Origin of the sequence: Pseudomonas sp. NFPP25 (genome assembly GCF_900116505.1) — a bacterium.
GTDB lineage: Bacteria > Pseudomonadota > Gammaproteobacteria > Pseudomonadales > Pseudomonadaceae > Aquipseudomonas > Aquipseudomonas protegens.
Window position 1 is genome coordinate 323261 of the sequence record NZ_FPBG01000001.1, and the last position, 18683, is coordinate 341943.

Here is an 18683-nt window from a genome sequence, read left to right on the forward strand (position 1 = left end):
TCACTGTGGTTTCTGGAAGTAAAAAGTTTGCGTATCGCCGATACGGCCTGCGGTCAAAGCACCGCTATGGGGGCTGTAGTAATTGCCCGAGACCACCTTTCCGCTACTTGGATTGACCAACGTGCAGTCGGCCCCCAGCCAGGTCATCAGGGTCAAACCATGCCGTTCGCCCAAGCTCAGGAACTCTTCCACGGTGTAGTGCTTGTAGTGCCACGCGTAGGGGTTTTTGCTCAGGTCCACAACCTGTGAGTTGGGTGCGGAGATAATCAATCGGCCGCCGGGCTTCAATGCATGGACCATCAGCCCAAAGAACGCTTCGCCCTGCTCGACGTGCTCAATGGACTCGATCGACACAATGAAATCAAAGTGGTTGGCTGGCAGTGAAAACGGAAAAAATTTCTGGCTGAACAGTACGTTCAAATCGACATAATTGCGGTTAGCCAGGTCAATGGACTCGGCCGAGCCGTCGATGCCGTGCATGAAGCAGGGCAGGGATTGCGCCAGCAGATGAGTGCCATAGCCATTGCCGCAAAAGATATCGGCGCCCAGCAGCGGCCCCGGCAGGTCGGCGAGGACCTCGCGTGCGAATTCATAGCGAGCGATGGCATCGGGCGGGAGTGCATCCGGGTGCAATGCGGTGAGTCGTTCACCACTGTCCAACCTAAAATCTCTATCAAGCAATCCCATAAATACCTCGGCACTAAATGCCCGGACTCCAGGCACCGTAAATAAATGATTAGTACGTGAACACCCTGGGGCCTAGGGGGCTCAACTTGTCATAAAAACTGTTGCCAGGTAACTGTCGCCCACGTACAGCTCCCAACAATCATTTGCAGTGTTCGCCCGCTACCGTGCCGGGCAAGGCGACACTGGCCAAGCCAACCTTGGGTCTTGCGAGCCACCCCTGCGCTGTCCGGGGTGACTGCAGATTGATCAGCCGGTAGCCCGCTATTTGAACCTGCGGGAGTAGCTCGTGGCAGCGTAATTCGCCGCCCTGCCATCGAGCACGACCCCTACACGTTTTTCGGCAGGCGGATAGTGCTGTAGCAGTGGCGACAGGTCAAATTTGGAATGGTTGTTCGATGCCACGCGAGCTATACCGCCCAGTAGATCATCTGGTGCCGCCGCTATGGAGGTGGGTCATGGGCCAGGAGCAGACCCCTGGCCCGGCGTGGCTCTGGCCACCCGGGGCGGGTCAAGGAGGGTCAGGCTTCTGGCTTGAGCTTTATGCCGGCGCATCGGCCTCGAGTCAGCAGGTAGTCCACTTGCCTGGCGCGGTTGATGGCGACGCGGATTTCGCAGCTGGCTGAGTTGGTCACGTCGCCCCAGTATTCAGCGTGTACCAGTTGGCCGTTCTGTGGGCCGGTGTAGGTGCCGAGCGCTTCGCGTGAGGTGTACGAGGTGTCGCGTTTATAGATCAGTACCACCCAGTCCTTTTCGGGGGCGGTGGCGACTTGGTTGGGGACGCCAAAGTGCTCGATCGCCTCGCCAACCGGGCGGTTCTTCCAGTAGTTGCGGGCCTGGGCTTCGGGCAGGGTCGGAATGGCCGAGCATCCGCTGAGCAGGATGGCGGCTATTCCCAGTGCGAGCAGTCTTTTCATCGCACGTTCTCCATAAATAGTGCGTTCATTTGGCGGGCATCTGATCGAATGCCTGGTCGACGATCTTCAGGATGGCCGTCTTGGTGTGCTCGTGATTCATTAACTGGAACAGCCCCGGAGCGGCCGAAATCATCTGCGAGGTAGGCATCTTGCCGAGCGGATACATCTGCTTCGCCTGGCGCTGCTCCGGATGACAGAGGAAGTCCCGGGTCTGGGCTATCCAGGGCTCGGGCTGCTTTTGCCATTGAGTGGAAACCTTCTTCGGGCGCAAGTCGTTGAAGAACTTGCTGTAGTTCTGCGCGCCGTTCAGGCGCACCCGGTTCTTCGCGCAGTCGACTTCGACGTCATACGCGGTCATCGTTGGCTTGCCGCCTTCTTCGTAGAGCTGATAGACGCCCAGCGAACGGACACCGCCCTTGCGCAGGAAGATGTTGGAAGGTTCACCGTCGACGATGAAGGCTTCGTTCTTGTTGAGGCTGCCCTGGTGATGAATCATCCAGAAGTCGCCGGCCGGGGCACTTTCCGCTTGTGCAGCCAGCGGGCTGCACAGCAGCAAGGCGGGCAGCCAGGGTCTGAGGGAGGTGAGCATAGGGCAACAATCCTTTGCTGTGGTGGGCACCTGGAGGCGGTGCTTGCGGGTGAAGAAAAATCAACTCAGTCCGTTGGCAAGACAGTGAGTGGCCAAGCTCAGGGGCTGTATCGGGCGATGGGCAGGGCGAACTCTGGTGAGTGGCTGCCATGACCAGAGGGCGCTCCTCGAGTTTTTTGTTCGTGGCAGCAGGTGGGCCGCTCAAGGGTAGAAATATAGGTGCGCCGGGCGTCGTGGGTCGATTAGGGCAAATGTGCTAATGGCGTATTGCCGCTATCGAGCAGAGCCGCGGAAACTGCGGCGGGCAGCTTCCCAGGGCAGGCCGCAGGAGGTCGATGGAGCGCTCAGGCCCGAGGGGGCAGGGTGATTCAGGTAAAGGCCAGGGCCGCTCAGGGAGGGGGGCAGTGTGCTACGGCGGCCAAGGCTGTTGGGGGGGCTGGATCAGCTTTCGGGTGCGATGACCGGGTCTTGAACGGCTTCAGCCGCCAGCTTCAAGCGATCGGCCTTGCTGATGTAGGTGCACTTCTTCTTCGGTGCCAGTTTGGCGCTGGCCTTCTTGGCGTTGGCCTTCAGCAGTTGGTTGATTTTCTTGCGGCGATTCATGTGTGCGACTCGGCGGGTAAGTTGCCGAATGATATCAGCTAAGGGACGCGGGCCGGCCACCCGGGGTGAACCCTGGGTGCACAAGAGTGGGTGGCGGCCCTGTTTAGCTGGATCACCCGATCACTTCTTGCTGTTGCAGTCGATTACGCTGGCATCGGTGATGATGTTCTGGCTATCGGTGTACAGGGTGATGCTGCAGAAGTAATCGAGCACTGTCCGGTTTTCCTCATACCCGGTCTTGCGATAGACCGCTTCGCTCCCCACCGGCATCATGCCGCCGACTCCGCCACCGCCAATGCCTACCCAGGTCTCCTTCTGGCCGACGTACTCGACGCCGGTCTGCACGAAGACCTTCTCTGGCGTGGTATGGGTCTGCACTCGGTTCCACAGGTAGAAACCTCCACTGCCGTAGGAAGAAGGCCCCATGCCCTGGTCGGGCCTGCCGAACAGTTGAAACGCATTCTTGGCCGGCTGCCCCACCAGTTTCTGGGCGGCGATCTCGACGTCGTTGGGTTCGGTCTTGGCTGTTGGGATGGCACAGGCGCTGATGGTCAGAACCGTGAGGGCAAGGCATACGAGCTTGAGTGAAGGCATGACACAGATTCCTTGTGTTCCTGGATTTTCGGCAAAAGATAATCTGAAAAATATCGGCATGGCCAGTGCAAGATTGTGCTGAAGAGTCGTCGTGCGCTGATTTTCGCCGGCCATACAGGCGCGACAACACGCCACACTGGCGCAATCGCCGGCAGTGGTCTTTGCTGTCTCGGGCCCGGCGGCAGGGCGCGCGGACTGAGCCTGCGTCATGCCATACAGGGGGCCTGTGTCCGCCTCTGGTGACAGAGCAGGGCACAGAACACTATCGAGGTCTCGACCAAGGAGGTCAGGTTGAAAAGGAAAATGCTGGCGGCTTCGCTGCTGTTGTGGATGTTTTCGCTGACGGCGCAAGCCGACTGCGCGGTGCTGGGGCCGGGAGAGGATCCGTGCGCTGGCCCGGTGCTCGGGCCTACGGTCTGCGAATGCCCTTGATGAATGTCCGTGCCCTCGTCAGGGGGCATGGGTGACTGGATGACTGACCAGGAGGTCGCAAATGAAAAAAGTGATGTTGGCGGTATTGCTGCTGTGGGGCTTCACCCTGACGGCCCAGGCTTCTTGCCCGGTGTTCGGCCCGTCCGAAGATCCGTGCAGCGGCCCGGTATTCGGTCCGTCCACCTGCGAATGCCCTTGAGCTAGTTGCCAATGGCAGGCCCGGCCCAGGTCGGGCCTGCTTCTGCCTTGGGCTTGATCGGCAGGTGCCGAAGGGCCTGTGGCCGGTTCTTCAAAGATGGGCAATCAGCTGCTGCCGATAGCCGTTTTCATCGGCTGGGGCGGGGTATCGGGTTTCATCGATCAGCGCGCGCAACTGCTGTGAATGGCTGGACTGCCTGAAGGCGACCTGGCACTCGGCAGCATCAAAAAAACCTCGTAGATGAGGCAGGGCCAAGGGCAGCAGCAGAGGTTCTATCTTCAACGAAATACTGACGATATCCAGTTGGTCGGTGGGGTCTCGGTAGAGATCGATGACCAGTAGGCTTGCACTTTCGGTACCCGGATAAATGTGGACGTCGCCAGCGCCAACCGGGGTTTCGTCGAAGTAGCTGGTGTACAGCTTGCGAATGTCGAGAGCGATTCCCAGGGTGTTCAATGCCGCCGCCAGATCGGCGTTGGGAACAGGCTCGTCCTGCGCCCAGGTGACGAAGTCGGGCATGGAAACACAGATGTCGAACTCGTTGGCGCAGATGATGGGCGTCACTGGGAAGGCTTCCTGGTGGTGGAGGGCCGCTAGCCTACCACTGGGCGACGCTGTTTTTGCAGCGATGATCCATGAGCTACTCCAGGTTGCTCATCGGCTGGCCATAACTCTTGAATAGGTGGCGTATTCCCCGGTTTGTCCTGTAGCGTTCATCGCGGCTGGCGAAGCTGGCCAGGCACGGACGTTGGGAGTCCTGCACACATTCAGACCAAGGATATTGGCCCCAGATGACTCAGCTGATTGATTTCAAATCCATCGTTGCAGCAGCGCAGCGGATAGATGGATCGGTAGTTCGTACGCCGACGGTGGAAAGTTCAATGCTGGCAGGCATGGTTGAACGACCTGTCTTTCTCAAGCTTGAAAACCTGCAGGCCGGTGGTTCATTCAAGGCCCGCGGGGTACTCAACAAGTTCTCGGCGTTGCAGGAGGGCCTGAGCGATAGCCACTTCGTCGCCGTCAGTGGGGGTAACTTCGGCATTGCCATCGGCGAGGCGGCCAAGCGCTTCGGCGCCAGGGTGACGGTGATCATGCCCGAGAGCGCGCCGTCTTCGTCGGTCGAGCGCATTCGCGCCTCCGGCAGTACGGTCATTGTCGAAGCGGATGTGCATGCTGCCTTTGCTCGGGCCAAGACCCTGGAGGCAGAGGGCTATGTGGTGATCGACGATTGCGCCGACACGCTGATTGCCGAGGGGCATGGAACACTGGCCCTTGAGTTCATTGCCGACTGCCCATCCCTGACCGACGTGTTTGTCGCGGTCGGCGGCGGGGCGATGCTGGCGGGGGTGGCCACGGCCTTGAAGGCGATCAAGCCCGGGATCCGGGTCTGGGGCGTAGAGACCGCCGGCGCACACTCCATGAGCCAGGCCTTGCAGGCGGGCAGGCCGGTGGATATCGACGTCAGTTCGATCGTCTCCACCCTTGGCGTTCCGATCATCGACGAGCTGATGTTTGCCCACGCTCGCCACTATGTCGAAGACATGGTTGTGGTCCCTGACGAAGAGGCGATCAAGGGCATGCTGTCCTTTGCGCAAGGGGCAAGGCAATGGGTTGAGCTGGCTTCTGGCGCGCTTGTGCCCGCGGTCATTGCCACCGCGCCCAGGCTGCCTGCCGACGCGGTTATTGGCCTTGTCGTCTGTGGTGGGAACATATCCCTTCAAGACATGACGAAATGGGCTGCCTATGCGGGAATTTCCTGAACATTCCCAGGGTGATGTCTGTAACAGGTCGCTCGCTATCGAAAGCGAGTGCTGGCTGACGTACGCGCTCCGGCGCTGAGAGGGGGCGAGCAGCCCTCTCAGCGCACCAGGTTGGCCAGCCAGCCGTGCAGGTCCTACTTCACATCGCCATTGTAGAAAACGTGCTGTACGTCTTCTTTCTTGACGATCAGCTTGTTGCCATCGGCCAGGCTTTCGACCAGCTCCGAGCAGTTGTTGATTTCCATCTTGCCGGTCACCGATTCCGAGGCACTGTCAAAGGTGAAGGCGTAGGTGGTGGCGGGGCAGCTGGCGCCACCTTCTCCGGTGGAGACCACCAGCAGATACTTGCCACCGAAGGCATAGGCTTTCTCGACGGCGACGTATCCTGTGAGGTCCGGGTCTTCAACCACATAGTCCATCACGTTGACGACACCGGCGCGGGATACATAGTTGATGGCCGAACCGCCCATTTCGCGGGTGCTGGTGGTGAATACGCCACCGATGTCGTCGCCGCTGATGATCAGCGGTACGTAGCTGACCCGGGGCGCTTCTGGGGCCGGTTGGGTGGCGACTGTCGGGGCGGGGCGCTCGCCGAGGGCAGGAGCCGCCTGTGGCGATACACACTTGCCGGTCTCGCAGATCCGATCACCCTTGCAATCGGTGTCCTTGAAGCACTGGGCGGCAGCGCCTGCCTGGCCGGTTGCCACCGGCTCGGGTTTCTTGTCGCATCCAACCAGGGCCAGCGCTGCAAGTGAGAGGGCGTAAACAAGCTTCATGTTGATCTGTCCTTAATCAAGAGGGGGGGGGCAATGTAAAGGGTTTGCTCAGGCGTTGCCAGGAAACCTCAGCCCGGCCATCCCCTGTTGGCGGCTTGTCAGCAAAGGCTGTCGGCAGCACTGAGCATGGGGAGGGCCGGGAGGCTCATATCGCGGATGGCCGCTTCAAGCTTGTCCTGGTAGATGCTCAGGATGGAGTAATCCAGTTTCTGGGTGATGTTCGCGCCGCTTGCGCAATTTTGCAGCAGTTCTTCCAGTGCGCCGGCAACCAGGTCCGCGGTGACCTGCAAGACGTTCAAGCCGAAGCGGCTATCGACAATGACCAGATTCGTTAAGTCGTACATACAGCCCCTGCGGTCACTGTGATGAAGGGTAATGGCTATGAGCCACTAGCAGTTTAACTAAACCGTCGGTGGGCTGTCACGGGGAGAAAAGGGGGGATTTGCGCCGGTGAGCGGGTTTTTTGTACGGCGATTTTCCAGCGCTCAGGGGCCGCTCTGTGTACCATTCTGGTCCGCCTGGAAACCAGATTTGATCTGCATGCTGATTTTGAAAAAGGGTGATCACCAAGGCTTGAGGATAGGGCCACGCTGGCCGTCTTCAGAGGTCTCGATAGATGCCCGGGTCTTTGCCCAACTGCTTGAGGTCCAGTCGAGATTGCCTCGCTCCGTGCAACTGCTGGTAACCCGGGGTTACGAACCCAACAGCAGTTGCCTGGGGTTTTTCAGAATCCTGTCGCGCTGGCTGGGCATCCGGCTTTTCTGCCTGTGTTACCCGCGGCGAAAGCAGGAACTGGAGGATATTTTCGGCTCCAATGGCCATGACGTGGACGGCACTCATGTCGACGTGTCCATCGTCCTCGATGGCAAGCGCTTGCGCTTTCTGCCCTTGGGTGTGTTTACCTCGCCGGCCCGCCAGGAACAGCGCAAGGCGCGTTACTCGGCGGTAGTGGAGGAGGTCAAGGCCACCCTGGGGCAGTGCGGTTTTCAGATTCATCGCAACCCTACCGAAAGCCTGCAGATCCATTGCGACTACAAGGCTTGATCTCGATCTCTGAAGCGTTGGTCATGCAGCACCCATGGTGCTTGCCGATGCAAGTAATAAGGACGTTACGTGTTGCGAAGTCTGTTGTGGCTGGTGCTGACCCTGGGGCTGAGCGGCTGCACGGCATTGATGACCCGAACCACTCCCTACACCTGTCCCTATATCGGCGTGCGCATGGACTGGGCCCTGGCAAAGGAAAACAACGGCGTACTCTGGCCGTTTCTGGCGCTGGATGCGCCGTTTTCCGGGGTGGTGGATACGCTGATGTTTCCCTTTGAATACCAGCACAGTTGCAGCCTTTGATTCTCGAGGTTCAGCTGGGCTGAACGGTCAGGTGAGTGGGCGGGCCGATCCGTGCTCAGGGGCGGGGGCGACCCCAGGATAGAAAGGCCGTCTAGAGTTAATTCTGGCAATCGCTGCCTGAGGAGAACCACCATGCACACATCGCGTCCGCTTGTTACCGTTCTTGCCTGCCTGTTCCTGGCTGTGGCTTCCCCCCTGGTACTGGCCGATCCGGGCGGGGGCAAGGGGCAAGGCCATTCCAAGCAGGGCGCCCAGGATGATCGTGGCCAGGGCAACCGGGAGGGCCACGGCAAGGGCAAGAAACCTGCTGCTGACGATTGGAGCCATGGCCCGAGCATCGATCGTGGCAACGTGCTCGGCATCTTGGGTGGGCACCGTGATTACTGGAGCCCGGGACCGGCGTTGCCTCCCGGTATCCAGAAGAACCTGGCCCGTGGCAAGCCCCTTCCACCAGGCATCGCCAAGAAGCTGGACAGCCGGCTGCTCGGGCAACTGCCACGCTATGAGGGGTATGAGTGGCGGCAGGCCGGTACGGACCTGATCCTGGTGGCCATTGCCAGCGGGGTCATCTACGAAGTGCTGAATGACGTGTTGAACTGATGGGGCTGCCGGGGTTTCAGCCAATCGCAACTCAAACCCCGGCAGGGAGCCCTGGCCCGAAGGGCTATTCCCAGCGCTTGAACAGCACGCTGGCATTCACCCCGCCAAAGCCGAAGCCATTGGACAGTGCGTATTGCATGGCCAGTTGGCGAGCCTGCCCCCTGACCAGGTCCAGCCCTGCGGCGGCGCTGTCCGGGTTTTCCAGGTTGAGGGTGGCCGGGGCGATCTGATCGCGCAGGGCGAGGATGGTGAAGATCGCCTCGATTCCTCCGGCCGCACCCAGCAGGTGGCCAGTGGCGGATTTGGTGGCGCTGATGGCCAGTCCACTGTCGGTGCCGAACACCGTTCTGATAGCAGCCAGCTCGCCTTTGTCACCCACGGGGGTGGAGGTGGCGTGGGCATTGAGGTGCTGCACCTGGGCTGCCTGGATACCGGCCTGGCGCAGGGCCTGCTGCATGGCGCGACGGGCGCCGTCGCCGTCTTCCGGGCCGGCCGTCATGTGGTAGGCGTCGGCGCTGGTGCCGTAGCCCACCAGCTCGGCGATGGGCCGGGCGCCGCGGGCCAGGGCATGTTCCAGTTCCTCGATGACCAGCAGGCCGGCGCCTTCACCCATGACAAAACCATCCCGAGCCTGGTCGAACGGACGGGAAGCGCGTTCCGGGGTGTCGTTGAATTCGCTGGACAAGGCGCGGGCTGCGGCGAAGCCGCCCAGGCTGACCCGGTGGATGGCCGCCTCTGCACCGCCACACACAGCGATGTCGATTTCCCCGGCGCGGATCATCCGCGCGGCATCGCCAATCGCCTGGACCCCGGCGGCACAGGCGGTCACCGGTGCGCCCAGGGGGCCCTTGAGACCATGGCGGATCGACACGTGCCCGGCGGCCATGTTGCTCAGGAACGAGGGAATGGTGAACGGCGACAGGCGGCGCGGGCCCTTGCTGTCGGTGGTGCGTACCGCTTCGGCGATGGCCGGGAAGCCGCCCACCCCGGAGGCGATGATGGTGGCCGTGCGTTCCTGGGCTTCTGCGGTATCCGGCTTCCAGCCGGCCTGGGCCAGGGCCTCCTCGGCCGCGGCCAGGGCGAAGAGGATGAAGCGATCCATCTTGCGCTGTTCCTTGGGGGCCAGCAGTTGGTCCGGGTCGAAGCCGGCCTCCGGGTCCTGGAGCGAGTCGGGCACTTGGCCGCCGATGGTGGTCGACAGCTCGCCGATGAGTTCTTCCGGTAACGAGCGGATGCCGGACTGGCCTGCCAGCAGGCGCCGCCATACCTGTTCGACTCCACAACCCAGTGGCGTGATTGCGCCCATGCCGGTGACTACGATGCGTTTGCTCATGCGGATCCTGCTCCTTCAGCGTACGTGATTGGGGAACAACGAAACGTGGACGATACTATCATCATGAAAGTAACATCCGAATCCATAATTACCGAGGTGCAGTGCAGGAGCCAGCCATGCAACGAAAGAGTCTGATTGAAGCCGAGTGTCCGATCGCCCGAGGCCTGGAGCGGGTGGGGGAGTGGTGGAGCATCTTGATCATGCGCGATGCCTTGCATGGCTTGCGGCGCTTCGACGAGTTTGCCCGCAGCCTGGAGATCGCCCCGAACATGCTGACCCGGCGTCTCAATTCCCTGGTGGAGGATGGGTTGCTCGTGCGTGAGGCCTACAGCCAGCGCCCTCTGCGCTATCAATATGTGCCCACGGCCAAGGGCGAGGACTTTCGTGTGGTGCTCATGGCTTTCGTGGCCTGGGGCAATCGTCACTACGCTCCCGAAGGTGAGAGCGTGCAACTTGTCGAGCGGGAAACCGGGCTTGCGGTACAGCCTGTGATGGCGGAGGTCGCCAGCGGCCGGTTGGTGGCATTGCAGGCGTGCACGGTGCAAGCCGGGCCCGCGGCCAGTGCCAGCATGCGCCAGCGCCTGGGGGCTACGGCTGACTGAGCCCTGGCGCCTGGTTCGATGCTGCGGGTGCGGCGGGTTGCTGTGCGGCGGCCAGGTTCTGGGGTATCCAGCAGATTCTGGCTGGTGGCTGCCAGGGCGTTATCGTCCGCAGGCTGGCCGGCGTCTCAGCGTGCTCGCTGCCCGCGCCGCCAGGAAGGGTGAAAGTGCCGCCAGTGGGCGTCCTGGGCTGCAGCCAGCAGCTCACGGTCGCCGCGGGTATCGCCCCAGGCCCGGAGCCGATACTGGTTCAGCGGACCGTAGACGCTTTCCAGGCGCAGGACCTTGTTCTGGCAACGGCAATTGTTGCCGGTGATACGCCCGCTCAGTATGCCGTCGACCACCTCCAGTTCGGTGCCGATCAAGCTGATCCCCAGGCGTGTGGCGAAAGGTTGCAGGACCAGGGCCGGGGAGGCAGAGCACAGGGTTACCAGGGCGCCTGAGCGCAGCTCCTGGGCCACCGCCTGCAGGCCCGCCGGGCGCATCAGTCGGTTCCAGGCCTGCTGGCAGAAAGCTTCTGCCCGCTGCTGGAGCCAGGCGGCCTCGACGCCTGTGAGGAAGGTGCTGATCAGTTGCGCCTTGAGCTGGTCGCGATCGACCCGGCGTACCAGGAACCTCAGGCTGGGCAGGGCCAGGCCGAGTATCCGCCGGTTGAACTGGCGGTGGCCGAAGGCAAACCTGAGAAAGGGTACGAAGCTGTCATGGCAGGTCAGGGTGCCGTCGAAATCGAACACCGAGAGCACCTGGCTGGCATCGGGGTTGATCCCGATGGTGTCCGGGGCAAGCGCCTGGGCTACGGATTGTAGGGCCTGGGATGGCAAGCCCGTGGGGGCGAGGGGACCGGTTGGCGGGTGGGGCGGCATGGGTGTTCTCATTGATGGCGGCCGTGGATGCGCGGCCGGTTTTGCCTGGGATCGCTGCAGTCTACGCGTTCCGAGTGGATGCTTCTGCTACAGGTCTACAGACGCAGCATGGGAAGGGGGTTCCAGGGACGGGTCAACAGCCGTCTGGCGGACAATTGAACCAGGCGCAGATGAAAGCCGGCATCGGGAAATGCGGCAAACACTCGACGCCGATCCTGGCGCGATAGACCAAAGCTCAGCATGCCCAGGGAGACATCAATCCAGTCGGCGCGGCGAAAGCCTTCCACCAGGCTACCCGGCTGCGCGGCAGTAGGGGTGATCTTGTGGTGCAGTTCAATCATTGGCAGCACCTCGGCTGCCCATTCCGGCCTGCCGATTTCCTCCAGATAGGCTTCGGCCAAGTGTAACGAGGGTGGCAGGTAGTCGAAGGTCCCGGCGGTCCAGATCCCCAGATCATGAAAGGCTCCGGCAATGGAGAGTTTCTGCAACTGCAGGGCATCAGTGCCTGTAAGCAGGTGGCAGAAGTTGATGACCCGGTACACATGGTTGCGATAGCCGGTGAAATCCTTGCCCAGCTCGCCGCGATAGCGTTGCAGCAGTTCGTCCAGCAGTTCCAGTTGGGTCAATAGCATTGCAGCGTCCTTGCGGTACCCCTTCGGGTCGTGTTTTCAAGGGTCGGTTCACAATTAACGGGAAGCGCCGGATGCCGGCGTGCGTTGCCTGGCGCGGGCTCTTTCGACCATGGCCACGATGGTGTCGCAGAGCTCTTCCTGGGCTTGGCCGAAGCTGATCTCTCCCAATGTGGCGGCATGGGACAGCGCTTTAGCGGCGCCGAGCATGGCCCGCAGGCCCGCGGTGCCTATCACGGCGCCGTTCGCGAAGGGCTCAAGGGCACCTCGACAGGTTTCCAGGAAGGTGGCCTCGTATTCACGCTTGGTCTGTTCCAGCTCCGGCGAGCTGGCCAGGGCGGCGATCACCCCAGGGATTTCGCGGCCCTGGCGTTGCACACAATCCATATAGGACGCGGCAATCACATCGGCGCGAGCCGCCAGCGTGGGGCTGGCAGTCTCCAGCGCCTGCTCCATGAGTGCGGTCTGACGCTGATCGTAGTCCTGGTAGAGGGCCGCCAGGAGTACCGCCCGAGTGTCGAAATGATCGTAGACCACGGGTTTGGTGACACCGGCCTGTTCTGCCAGGTGCCCCAGTGTCAGGGCCTCGGTGCCTTGTTCGCGAACTATCTGCCAGGCCACGCCCATCAACTGCTGCAGGCGCTGTTCCCGTGTCAGGCGACGGCGCGGTGAGGTATCGGTGTTCTGGCGGCTTGACATGCTTATATACCAAAGGTAGGTTATTGGTCGTAACTTACTAAAAGTATATAAATCCTCTGCAATCAGCGCAATGCGCTTGTGGGAGTAGTCGCCATGCACGCACTTCTTGTCTTTGCCCATCACGACCCCAGGTCCCTGACCCACAGCCTTGCCCGGCAGATTGCCGAAGGCCTGGCCGAGTCTGCGGAGCACTCCTTCGAGCTTGCCGATCTCTGGAGCGAAGGCTTCGAGCCGCGTTTCGGCGCTGCAGATATTGCGGTACACAGAACCCAGGTCACCCCTCCTGTGGACGTTCTCGCCGAGCAGGCCCGGATCGATCGCGCTGATGCTCTGGTACTGGTCTATCCGGTCTACTGGTGGTCCATGCCAGCGCTGCTCAAGGGGTGGATCGACCGGGTGTTCAGCAATGGCTGGGCGTTTGATTTCCAGGCCGATGCCAGGTTGGTGAAAAAGCTGGGGCGCCTTCGGGTGCATCTGGTGGGGGTGGCTGGGGCTGATGCCGGTACCTATGAGCGTCACCGTTACCTCGAAGCGATGCAGGCTCAGATTGATCACGGGATCTTCGATTACTGCGGGGCCAGTGTGCTGACGTCGCAGTTGCTGTACGAATCGGAGTCCGGCGCCCAAGCCGCCAATCTGCAAAGGGCCCGGGCTATCGGGCAGGCCTTGTTCAGCGCCCACAGGCTCGCCGAGCCGGTGTAAGGCTTTGCCAGGCATATCCAGAGGGGCAGGGCGGGAAGGGGGGCGGGCGGTGGTCGCGGTCGAAGGTCGGGCTGGTTCTAGCCCCAGCAGCACCAGGCGAAGGTCGTCAGGCAGAGCAGCAAGGGCAGGGCATCAAGAAATTCATTCATACCGGCACATTCCATTCGGACGGGTGCCGGCAATTTAAGGTGGCTGCTGTTATCTGTCTGTTGCGATTCTGTGAATTTTCAACGCTATTTTGTTGAATGCTTCACGAAGCATTGCAGGTGCGTGGCTGGCACCTTTTTTTCGCGGCTCCGACACTGATAGAGGCCTTCCAGAAACCTGTCCTGAAATCCAAATACTCAAAAAAAGTGTGGATATTTAATGACTTAGGTGATTTTATTTGTGGTTTTTTTCTCAAAATATGTTGTTACAGAATGTACGATTCCGTTACTATAGCCCTGCGTTCACCTACCACGGTTTATGCATTTTTAGCCCCAAGTGTCCATCAGCTACTTGGGCTTTTTTTTGCCTGGAATTTGTCACGGGCCGCTTTTTCCCATGGGCTGGATGCACAGGATTCACGATCGGGCACCTGGCTCACCCGACCGTGACTGCCGATAGCCTAGTGCCGGACGATGTGCAGCCTTTCCTCCTCCTGAGGCGGCACGAAGTAGCGGCTAATCCGTTCGAACTGCTCGTCGCTGGCGGCAAACGGGTGATCGCCCAGACGATTGCGCTCGCGCAGCCTTGCCTTGCACTGGGCTTCATCCACATCCAGTACATGCAATTGATGAGGGGTGCCGGCCTGGTCCGCCAGCGCTCGCAGCCAGGTTCGCTGGGCGACGGTATTGGCGGGAAAGTCCAGGACGACACAGGTTCCAGCGCGCAACATGGCGATCACCAGCGGTTCCAGCACACTTGCCAGGCGCTGGGCGTGGAGCAGGTAGTCGGCGATCGAATGAATCTGCTCCGGATACAGGCCTGCCAGCCACTGGTCTTCAGAGATCAGGACGCTGCCATGCGCCTCTGCCAACTGCCTGGCCAGGGTGGACTTGCCCGAGGCGATCTTGCCGCACAGTAAATGCAGTACGGCGGGTGATGAGTGCTTCATGGTTTTCTCCTGGGGTAGTTGCCTCAGAAGAGTGGTGGTCAACCCCGCCTCCGAGGCGGGTTCTTGACAGCCTGGACGGCCGCTAGCCCACCTTGCTGATGAAGGGGGTAATAATCGCTGCGAGGCCAGGCCGGGGGATCGGGTTCATGTTGTGGAAACTACAGAGTCGCCACGAAAAAAAACAGCCCGGTCATGCACAAGCCTTCATCATTTCGAAGCGCTGAGGCACTGCGCAGGCATTCGATAACTGCGGGGTAGTTAACATTTCTCTGTGTTTTTTCTGATACACAAAAGCGCATACAGGCCTATCCTGAACGGGCGAACTTCACCTCCCCCATACAGGCGAGAAGCCATGCTCTCTACCAGCGAGCTTTGCCACATATTGGAGTCCGGCTTTCTCCCGCTGTCCTGCGCCTGCGCCCTGAACCCCAACGGCTCCCTGACCATCAAGATCTACGATGCAGAGTCGGGCCGGGTGGACTTGCTGCTCACCGGTGTCTCCACTGCCGAGCTCACCAGCGTGCGCGACATTTCCAATCTGATTGGCGAGCTGCGTACCGAATTGCGGGCAGGGCGCCGAGCCTTTGCCGGGGCCTTCACCCACTACGCCGGCTGAGGGGGCGGGGAGGCGCGTATTGCTGACAGTTGAACATGTCATTGCGAGGGCATAGCGTTACAGCGTTCGCCCAGTATCTATGACTCTTTACCGGTTCATGGATGGCGAGGTCATCTGTACTGGGCGAACTCCACAGGCGCTTGATGTACGTCTTTCTGGTTATAGCTGTTAACCTCCCTCGCCATTTTCACCCAAGGGTGCGCAACTCGGGCGGTGCTCGAGGCTTTCTGCACCTGGCTTGGTCTTTACCCATTCAAGGAAGGTCTTCATGAACATCGGCAATACGCCTCCCGCCAACTACAGCTACGCCCAACTCTCGAAAGTACTGGAACACAACCGCTCGGTTGCTCAAGTCAAAGGTCCCGAGGCGCCGGTGGAGCAGGAGTTCGCAGCGCATCTGGAGGCCGAGCAGGCGGTCGCCAAGGACGACGCGCTCAAGCTCTCCTTGAGTTTTTCCGCGCAAGCTTGAGGGCTGCCCGGGGAGGAAGCTCTTGCTGGACATTGCTGGCAGGAGCTTCGTCCGAGGCTGTCATTTCAGGATAAGTCTTTAAAAATCAGTTGGTTGGCTTATGGCGCCATGTTAGTCTTGCCGCCGCTGAGGGAATTGGCGAGAGGCCGTGCGGCCCCTGGTTGAACCTCGGGATGACGCTGTAGATCTCTGATTTACCGTGTTTTTTTACCCTCGACAGCGAGTCGGGAACCGGGCTTTTTTGCCGGCTTCGACCTTGCTTCACAAGGACTGGATGTATATATTCCACTCCCTGCTTCAAGCACTGGACGGCCTGATGCCGATTGAATGTTCCAGTGCCGCGTTATCGCGCTACCGCCCGAATGGCGAAACTGGTAGACGCATGGGACTTAAAATCCCCCGCTCGTAAGGGCGTGCCGGTTCGATTCCGGCTTCGGGCACCATCTATTTCAAGGGCTTGCACGGTTTTTTGAGTGAGCCTTACTCTGAATCAATTCGCAACTTCAAATACTGCTCCGCAATTCGCTTTGTGGGTGAGACCTTCTTGCCCTTGCGATTGCGCGTGCACTGTTCGGTCATCTCCAAAGCGGGAGGGCTAAATGAGCTGGAAGCGTTTTAAGGTGGCGATCCTGTATGTCGGTGCTGTCCTCATGCTCGTGCAGGCCGGGCGACATTTGGCCGATGGTCCTACAAAGCTCGATAACGTGGGGCCCGCAATCATTGCCTTGGGGATCGCCTACTACTTGATCAGGCGAGCAAGAGCGTGTGCCGGATAGCATGGCGGCAACTTGATCTTGAGTGATAGATCACACTGTCACTAGTTGTCGGGTAGGCGGGTAAATCAACTCAGCGCTCGGATACTTGGCATGCTCTTGCGGCAGAGAAGGGCTTGCGCCCCTTCAGCATCGATGAATCCGCTATGTGCGTCTATTTGTTGGCGCCCTGATCGCCAGGTATTTGCCGGTGGTTCTTTGGGGGAAGTTCGCAAGTAGAGGTGGTGAAAAAAGCCTGGTAACTCTAGGCCGAACTATCTGGCAGTAGTGGTACCGTCTACGCTACATCTCTGGAACCTGCTAGATGGATAGTCAAAGTCCACCTCACCGCATCGCAACGCCTCTAGTTGCGTCAAGCGCTGAAAGCCCTGCCGTTCACCCACCTGTTTGGCATCGCGGCCCGGACTTGCTGACCATTGGAAGCACGGGGGCGGCCATTTTGGGTTTCTGCTTTGTGGTGCTTGGGTTGTTGCCGGGCTTGGTGCTGACGCTACTGCTCCTACTCGGGTTCGAAGCGATGCCAGGTGAACCGAGCGGCGATGGGTCTAGCCTCACAACGTCGTCGTTCATCCAGCTCCTGTGTGGGTCTGTTGTGCTCATGGGGCTGGTCTTCGCGTGGATTTTTTCTGCATCTAGAGTGCTGGCCTTCACGTTCGACGAAAACCAGCAACTGCTTACTCTCACGGTCACCCGTCGCGCTCGCAAGCCCGCCGAAGTGCAAGTGCCATTTAGCGACATCATTTGTATCTGCCCTTACGTGCTCGCCAGTTATGACCGCGATGGCCATTTTAGTGTCGTGTGCCAGGGGCCGAGGGGCAAGGAGTTCGTATATCGATTGGCCGAGGGCACTTCTCTGGAGGAGATGGAGTTTCATGCTGCGTGGTTGCGGGGAATGATAGGGGACCGGATGCAGGAACCATTGAATCTGGATAAATGAACGAAGCACGTCTCTCCAGCCACTATCGAGGTGAGGCGGCTCTGCGCTCGACTGGCCGGGGTGTTTCAAACGGATTCTCGAACGGCCTGCACCGGCCGGGACGAGCGCCAATTGGCATGCTTCATAGGATGCTGATCGCATCCGGGGCTGGCCTGTTCAAACTGCTCCACAGGTCGCCAAATTCTGCAATTCGATCGGGCCGGGATCGTGACGGGGTTGCTGAATTTAGGTAACTTGGCATTTTCCATTCATGGACGACGGATTCATGCCAATCACCAAGCGTATTGCAAAAATCTCCCTGAGCATCTCCCTGCTGGGCCTCGTAGGCGCTAGCCCATTCTCCCTGGCGGGCGACACCACTCCGGTGAGCGAGTTGCTGCGTAGCGGCTATGAAGTCAAGGCGGCCTACCAGGCGCCAGCACGAGTCGGCCTGGTGCACTTTCTGATCTTGCAAAAAGGTTCGTCGGCGTTCCAGTGCGTGACCTATGGCGCCGAAATAAAGCCACGTTTCCATGACTACTCCAACACCTACTCTTGTGCTCAAATTCAGGACCTGATTCCCACCCAGCCTAACCTCCTGCAGTAATCCTACAGCGCATTTACGGTTCCATTACCCCTCCAGCCCTTATGGCCAGGGCTGGTGCGGTCTGCTGTTGGGGAGTGCCCGCTCGAAGGTGCCGAGATCAAGGTTGGCGGAGCGGTTTAAGCGTATGGAGGACTACCTCCGAGAAGCCCCCAGTAGTACTTAACGGATGTATTCGCCTGCGGGACGCTTCAACCCATGCATCGGCGTGTGCGATGGGGGAGGCTGTTCTTCCTGGCACGGATCTGGATCCTTCTGGACAGGAGAGATAGAGCACCGGACACATAACGCTGGTTGCATACACAGTTTTTTTGGGGTGTTTTCCGACCCCGCGGGTGCATAGGAAATGCGGAACTGCGTTTGAGCTGAAGTTCACCTCTGGCAAACACATGTTTATTGCTGACTAAGACTCTCGTTTCAGATGTGAGTCAGAGCGTTGCTGTGCTGCCTCCGGGATTTGATTTCTACAATAAGGCCAGATGCAAAAATGAAAATAAACGCATTGTTCATCGCTTTGCTGGGAGGGCTCATGCTGATTCAAGCAACGCTTTCCTTTGCGGACAATACCAATGGCAAGAGTCTCTATGTGCAACGATGTGCCATGTGTCACGGCGCCGATATCAAGGGAACTGGGCCGCTGGCCAATAAGAGCAATCCTCCTACACCCGATCTGACGACCCCTGCTTTCAAAAAGCGACTCAATGAGTATCCGGGTGTGATTGTGTCGTCGGTAATACTGCGCCCCAATGGAGACTTGATTCCCAGAACTTTGCGGGAGAACGGTGTGAAGGTGCCCCCGCATGCTTGGAGCGTTAAGGATTTTCGCGATTTGAATCAATACATGAGTGACGTGATTTCAAAGACTCGATGAGTTCTTCATATG

Annotated in this window: 26 protein-coding genes and 1 tRNA gene; 14 read left to right on the forward strand and 13 right to left on the reverse strand. The window is 59.8% G+C overall.

Going from position 1 to position 18683, the window contains the following annotated elements:
- The 5 genes from BM382_RS01290 to BM382_RS01310 form a co-directional block, all read right to left on the reverse strand.
- The gene (locus tag BM382_RS01290) at window positions 1–660 is read right to left on the reverse strand and encodes a class I SAM-dependent methyltransferase (protein WP_019093065.1); all 660 of its coding nucleotides are present in this window, start codon (window positions 658–660) and stop codon (window positions 1–3) included.
- 545 nt (window positions 661–1205) lie between these two features.
- Window positions 1206–1601: a hypothetical protein gene (locus BM382_RS01295; protein WP_011061727.1), complete on the reverse strand. Its 396-nt coding sequence runs from the start codon at window positions 1599–1601 to the stop codon at window positions 1206–1208.
- 25 nt (window positions 1602–1626) lie between these two features.
- Window positions 1627–2190, reverse strand: a complete 564-nt coding sequence (locus BM382_RS01300; protein ID WP_011061726.1) for a hypothetical protein — start codon at window positions 2188–2190, stop codon at window positions 1627–1629.
- Between the two features lie 441 nt (window positions 2191–2631).
- Window positions 2632–2793 (reverse strand): DUF2986 domain-containing protein, encoded by a 162-nt coding sequence (locus BM382_RS01305; protein ID WP_072441542.1) that lies wholly within the window; start codon window positions 2791–2793, stop codon window positions 2632–2634.
- Window positions 2794–2913: 120 nt separating this feature from the next.
- Window positions 2914–3387, reverse strand: coding sequence for a hypothetical protein (locus BM382_RS01310; RefSeq protein ID WP_015635918.1), 474 nt, complete (start codon window positions 3385–3387; stop codon window positions 2914–2916).
- A gap of 291 nt (window positions 3388–3678) precedes the next feature.
- On the opposite strand from BM382_RS01310, the gene BM382_RS01315 reads away from it, so the two are divergent.
- Both BM382_RS01315 and BM382_RS31805 read left to right on the forward strand, forming a co-directional pair.
- The gene (locus BM382_RS01315; protein ID WP_003083582.1) at window positions 3679–3819 is read left to right on the forward strand and encodes a PA0050 family protein; all 141 of its coding nucleotides are present in this window, start codon (window positions 3679–3681) and stop codon (window positions 3817–3819) included.
- 61 nt (window positions 3820–3880) lie between these two features.
- The gene (locus BM382_RS31805; RefSeq protein ID WP_011061723.1) at window positions 3881–4018 is read left to right on the forward strand and encodes a PA0050 family protein; all 138 of its coding nucleotides are present in this window, start codon (window positions 3881–3883) and stop codon (window positions 4016–4018) included.
- A gap of 90 nt (window positions 4019–4108) precedes the next feature.
- Here BM382_RS31805 and BM382_RS01325 read toward each other — a convergent pair whose 3' ends face one another.
- Complete coding sequence (locus BM382_RS01325) at window positions 4109–4582, reverse strand: hypothetical protein (protein WP_015635917.1); 474 nt, start codon at window positions 4580–4582, stop codon at window positions 4109–4111.
- A 227-nt stretch (window positions 4583–4809) separates the two neighbouring features.
- Between BM382_RS01325 and BM382_RS01330 the strand changes: the two genes are divergently transcribed.
- Window positions 4810–5778, forward strand: coding sequence for a threonine ammonia-lyase (locus BM382_RS01330; RefSeq protein WP_011061721.1), 969 nt, complete (start codon window positions 4810–4812; stop codon window positions 5776–5778).
- A 134-nt stretch (window positions 5779–5912) separates the two neighbouring features.
- On the opposite strand, the gene BM382_RS01335 is transcribed toward BM382_RS01330, so the two are convergent.
- Both BM382_RS01335 and BM382_RS01340 read right to left on the reverse strand, forming a co-directional pair.
- On the reverse strand, window positions 5913–6554 hold the full coding sequence (locus BM382_RS01335; protein WP_015635915.1) for a hypothetical protein: 642 nt from the start codon (window positions 6552–6554) through the stop codon (window positions 5913–5915).
- A 98-nt stretch (window positions 6555–6652) separates the two neighbouring features.
- Complete coding sequence (locus BM382_RS01340; RefSeq protein ID WP_020424220.1) at window positions 6653–6898, reverse strand: hypothetical protein; 246 nt, start codon at window positions 6896–6898, stop codon at window positions 6653–6655.
- Between the two features lie 325 nt (window positions 6899–7223).
- Here BM382_RS01340 and BM382_RS32035 point away from each other — a divergent pair, with 325 nt between their 5' ends.
- The 3 genes from BM382_RS32035 (at window position 7224) to BM382_RS01355 (ending at window position 8501) form a co-directional block, all read left to right on the forward strand.
- Window positions 7224–7598 carry a hypothetical protein gene (locus BM382_RS32035; RefSeq protein ID WP_019093059.1) on the forward strand — a complete coding sequence of 125 codons (375 nt, stop codon included), beginning with the start codon at window positions 7224–7226 and terminating at the stop codon, window positions 7596–7598.
- Between the two features lie 69 nt (window positions 7599–7667).
- Window positions 7668–7901: a YceK/YidQ family lipoprotein gene (locus BM382_RS01350; protein ID WP_011061717.1), complete on the forward strand. Its 234-nt coding sequence runs from the start codon at window positions 7668–7670 to the stop codon at window positions 7899–7901.
- 132 nt (window positions 7902–8033) lie between these two features.
- Entirely contained in the window at window positions 8034–8501 is a 468-nt protein-coding gene (locus BM382_RS01355; RefSeq protein ID WP_011061716.1) for an anti-virulence regulator CigR family protein, read from the forward strand.
- Window positions 8502–8565: 64 nt separating this feature from the next.
- Here the strand turns inward: BM382_RS01355 and fabF are convergent, their stop codons facing one another.
- Window positions 8566–9834: a beta-ketoacyl-ACP synthase II gene (fabF, locus tag BM382_RS01360; protein ID WP_072441545.1), complete on the reverse strand. Its 1269-nt coding sequence runs from the start codon at window positions 9832–9834 to the stop codon at window positions 8566–8568.
- Window positions 9835–9950: 116 nt separating this feature from the next.
- On the opposite strand from fabF, the gene BM382_RS01365 reads away from it, so the two are divergent.
- A complete protein-coding gene (locus tag BM382_RS01365; protein ID WP_011061714.1) occupies window positions 9951–10436 on the forward strand; it encodes a winged helix-turn-helix transcriptional regulator in 486 nt (161 codons plus the stop codon).
- A gap of 125 nt (window positions 10437–10561) precedes the next feature.
- Here BM382_RS01365 and BM382_RS01370 read toward each other — a convergent pair whose 3' ends face one another.
- From BM382_RS01370 to BM382_RS01380, 3 genes are all read right to left on the reverse strand, one after another.
- Window positions 10562–11296: an HAD family hydrolase gene (locus BM382_RS01370; protein WP_072441547.1), complete on the reverse strand. Its 735-nt coding sequence runs from the start codon at window positions 11294–11296 to the stop codon at window positions 10562–10564.
- Window positions 11297–11391: 95 nt separating this feature from the next.
- Window positions 11392–11928: a hypothetical protein gene (locus BM382_RS01375; protein ID WP_072441549.1), complete on the reverse strand. Its 537-nt coding sequence runs from the start codon at window positions 11926–11928 to the stop codon at window positions 11392–11394.
- Window positions 11929–11982: 54 nt separating this feature from the next.
- Window positions 11983–12624: a TetR/AcrR family transcriptional regulator gene (locus BM382_RS01380; protein ID WP_011061711.1), complete on the reverse strand. Its 642-nt coding sequence runs from the start codon at window positions 12622–12624 to the stop codon at window positions 11983–11985.
- A 93-nt stretch (window positions 12625–12717) separates the two neighbouring features.
- On the opposite strand from BM382_RS01380, the gene BM382_RS01385 reads away from it, so the two are divergent.
- Window positions 12718–13326 carry an NAD(P)H-dependent oxidoreductase gene (locus tag BM382_RS01385; RefSeq protein WP_011061710.1) on the forward strand — a complete coding sequence of 203 codons (609 nt, stop codon included), beginning with the start codon at window positions 12718–12720 and terminating at the stop codon, window positions 13324–13326.
- A gap of 607 nt (window positions 13327–13933) precedes the next feature.
- Here the strand turns inward: BM382_RS01385 and BM382_RS01390 are convergent.
- A complete protein-coding gene (locus BM382_RS01390; protein WP_011061709.1) occupies window positions 13934–14422 on the reverse strand; it encodes a P-loop nucleotide/nucleoside kinase family protein in 489 nt (162 codons plus the stop codon).
- A 352-nt stretch (window positions 14423–14774) separates the two neighbouring features.
- On the opposite strand from BM382_RS01390, the gene BM382_RS01395 reads away from it, so the two are divergent.
- The 6 genes from BM382_RS01395 (at window position 14775) to BM382_RS01420 (ending at window position 18671) form a co-directional block, all read left to right on the forward strand.
- Entirely contained in the window at window positions 14775–15038 is a 264-nt protein-coding gene (locus tag BM382_RS01395; RefSeq protein WP_015635907.1) for a DUF1652 domain-containing protein, read from the forward strand.
- A 268-nt stretch (window positions 15039–15306) separates the two neighbouring features.
- Window positions 15307–15507: a hypothetical protein gene (locus BM382_RS01400; protein ID WP_015635906.1), complete on the forward strand. Its 201-nt coding sequence runs from the start codon at window positions 15307–15309 to the stop codon at window positions 15505–15507.
- 356 nt (window positions 15508–15863) lie between these two features.
- A tRNA-Leu gene (locus BM382_RS01405) sits at window positions 15864–15950 on the forward strand.
- Window positions 15951–16584: 634 nt separating this feature from the next.
- Window positions 16585–17217, forward strand: a complete 633-nt coding sequence (locus BM382_RS01410) for a hypothetical protein (protein ID WP_072441552.1) — start codon at window positions 16585–16587, stop codon at window positions 17215–17217.
- A gap of 265 nt (window positions 17218–17482) precedes the next feature.
- Entirely contained in the window at window positions 17483–17803 is a 321-nt protein-coding gene (locus BM382_RS01415; RefSeq protein ID WP_072441556.1) for a hypothetical protein, read from the forward strand.
- Window positions 17804–18287: 484 nt separating this feature from the next.
- Entirely contained in the window at window positions 18288–18671 is a 384-nt protein-coding gene (locus BM382_RS01420) for a c-type cytochrome (protein ID WP_072441558.1), read from the forward strand.
- The last annotated feature ends 12 nt before the right edge of the window (window positions 18672–18683 follow it).

Bases quoted from the DNA above. Each gene is read 5' to 3' on its own strand.
- BM382_RS01365 (WP_011061714.1), top strand. From the start codon at position 9,951: ATGCAACGAAAGAGTCTGATTGAAGCCGAGTGTCCGATCGCCCGAGGC.
- BM382_RS01355 (WP_011061716.1), top strand. From the start codon at position 8,034: ATGCACACATCGCGTCCGCTTGTTACCGTTCTTGCCTGCCTGTTCCTG.
- BM382_RS01380 (WP_011061711.1), bottom strand. From the start codon at position 12,624: ATGTCAAGCCGCCAGAACACCGATACCTCACCGCGCCGTCGCCTGACA.
- BM382_RS01300 (WP_011061726.1), bottom strand. From the start codon at position 2,190: ATGCTCACCTCCCTCAGACCCTGGCTGCCCGCCTTGCTGCTGTGCAGC.
- BM382_RS01400 (WP_015635906.1), top strand. From the start codon at position 15,307: ATGAACATCGGCAATACGCCTCCCGCCAACTACAGCTACGCCCAACTC.
- BM382_RS01310 (WP_015635918.1), bottom strand. From the start codon at position 3,387: ATGCCTTCACTCAAGCTCGTATGCCTTGCCCTCACGGTTCTGACCATC.
- BM382_RS01395 (WP_015635907.1), top strand. From the start codon at position 14,775: ATGCTCTCTACCAGCGAGCTTTGCCACATATTGGAGTCCGGCTTTCTC.
- BM382_RS01330 (WP_011061721.1), top strand. From the start codon at position 4,810: ATGACTCAGCTGATTGATTTCAAATCCATCGTTGCAGCAGCGCAGCGG.
- BM382_RS31805 (WP_011061723.1), top strand. From the start codon at position 3,881: ATGAAAAAAGTGATGTTGGCGGTATTGCTGCTGTGGGGCTTCACCCTG.
- BM382_RS01340 (WP_020424220.1), bottom strand. From the start codon at position 6,898: ATGTACGACTTAACGAATCTGGTCATTGTCGATAGCCGCTTCGGCTTG.
- BM382_RS01420 (WP_072441558.1), top strand. From the start codon at position 18,288: ATGAAAATAAACGCATTGTTCATCGCTTTGCTGGGAGGGCTCATGCTG.
- BM382_RS01415 (WP_072441556.1), top strand. From the start codon at position 17,483: ATGCCAATCACCAAGCGTATTGCAAAAATCTCCCTGAGCATCTCCCTG.
- BM382_RS01295 (WP_011061727.1), bottom strand. From the start codon at position 1,601: ATGAAAAGACTGCTCGCACTGGGAATAGCCGCCATCCTGCTCAGCGGA.
- BM382_RS01335 (WP_015635915.1), bottom strand. From the start codon at position 6,554: ATGAAGCTTGTTTACGCCCTCTCACTTGCAGCGCTGGCCCTGGTTGGA.
- BM382_RS01305 (WP_072441542.1), bottom strand. From the start codon at position 2,793: ATGAATCGCCGCAAGAAAATCAACCAACTGCTGAAGGCCAACGCCAAG.
- BM382_RS01370 (WP_072441547.1), bottom strand. From the start codon at position 11,296: ATGCCGCCCCACCCGCCAACCGGTCCCCTCGCCCCCACGGGCTTGCCA.
- BM382_RS01390 (WP_011061709.1), bottom strand. From the start codon at position 14,422: ATGAAGCACTCATCACCCGCCGTACTGCATTTACTGTGCGGCAAGATC.
- fabF (WP_072441545.1), bottom strand. From the start codon at position 9,834: ATGAGCAAACGCATCGTAGTCACCGGCATGGGCGCAATCACGCCACTG.
- BM382_RS01385 (WP_011061710.1), top strand. From the start codon at position 12,718: ATGCACGCACTTCTTGTCTTTGCCCATCACGACCCCAGGTCCCTGACC.
- BM382_RS01410 (WP_072441552.1), top strand. From the start codon at position 16,585: ATGGATAGTCAAAGTCCACCTCACCGCATCGCAACGCCTCTAGTTGCG.
- BM382_RS01375 (WP_072441549.1), bottom strand. From the start codon at position 11,928: ATGCTATTGACCCAACTGGAACTGCTGGACGAACTGCTGCAACGCTAT.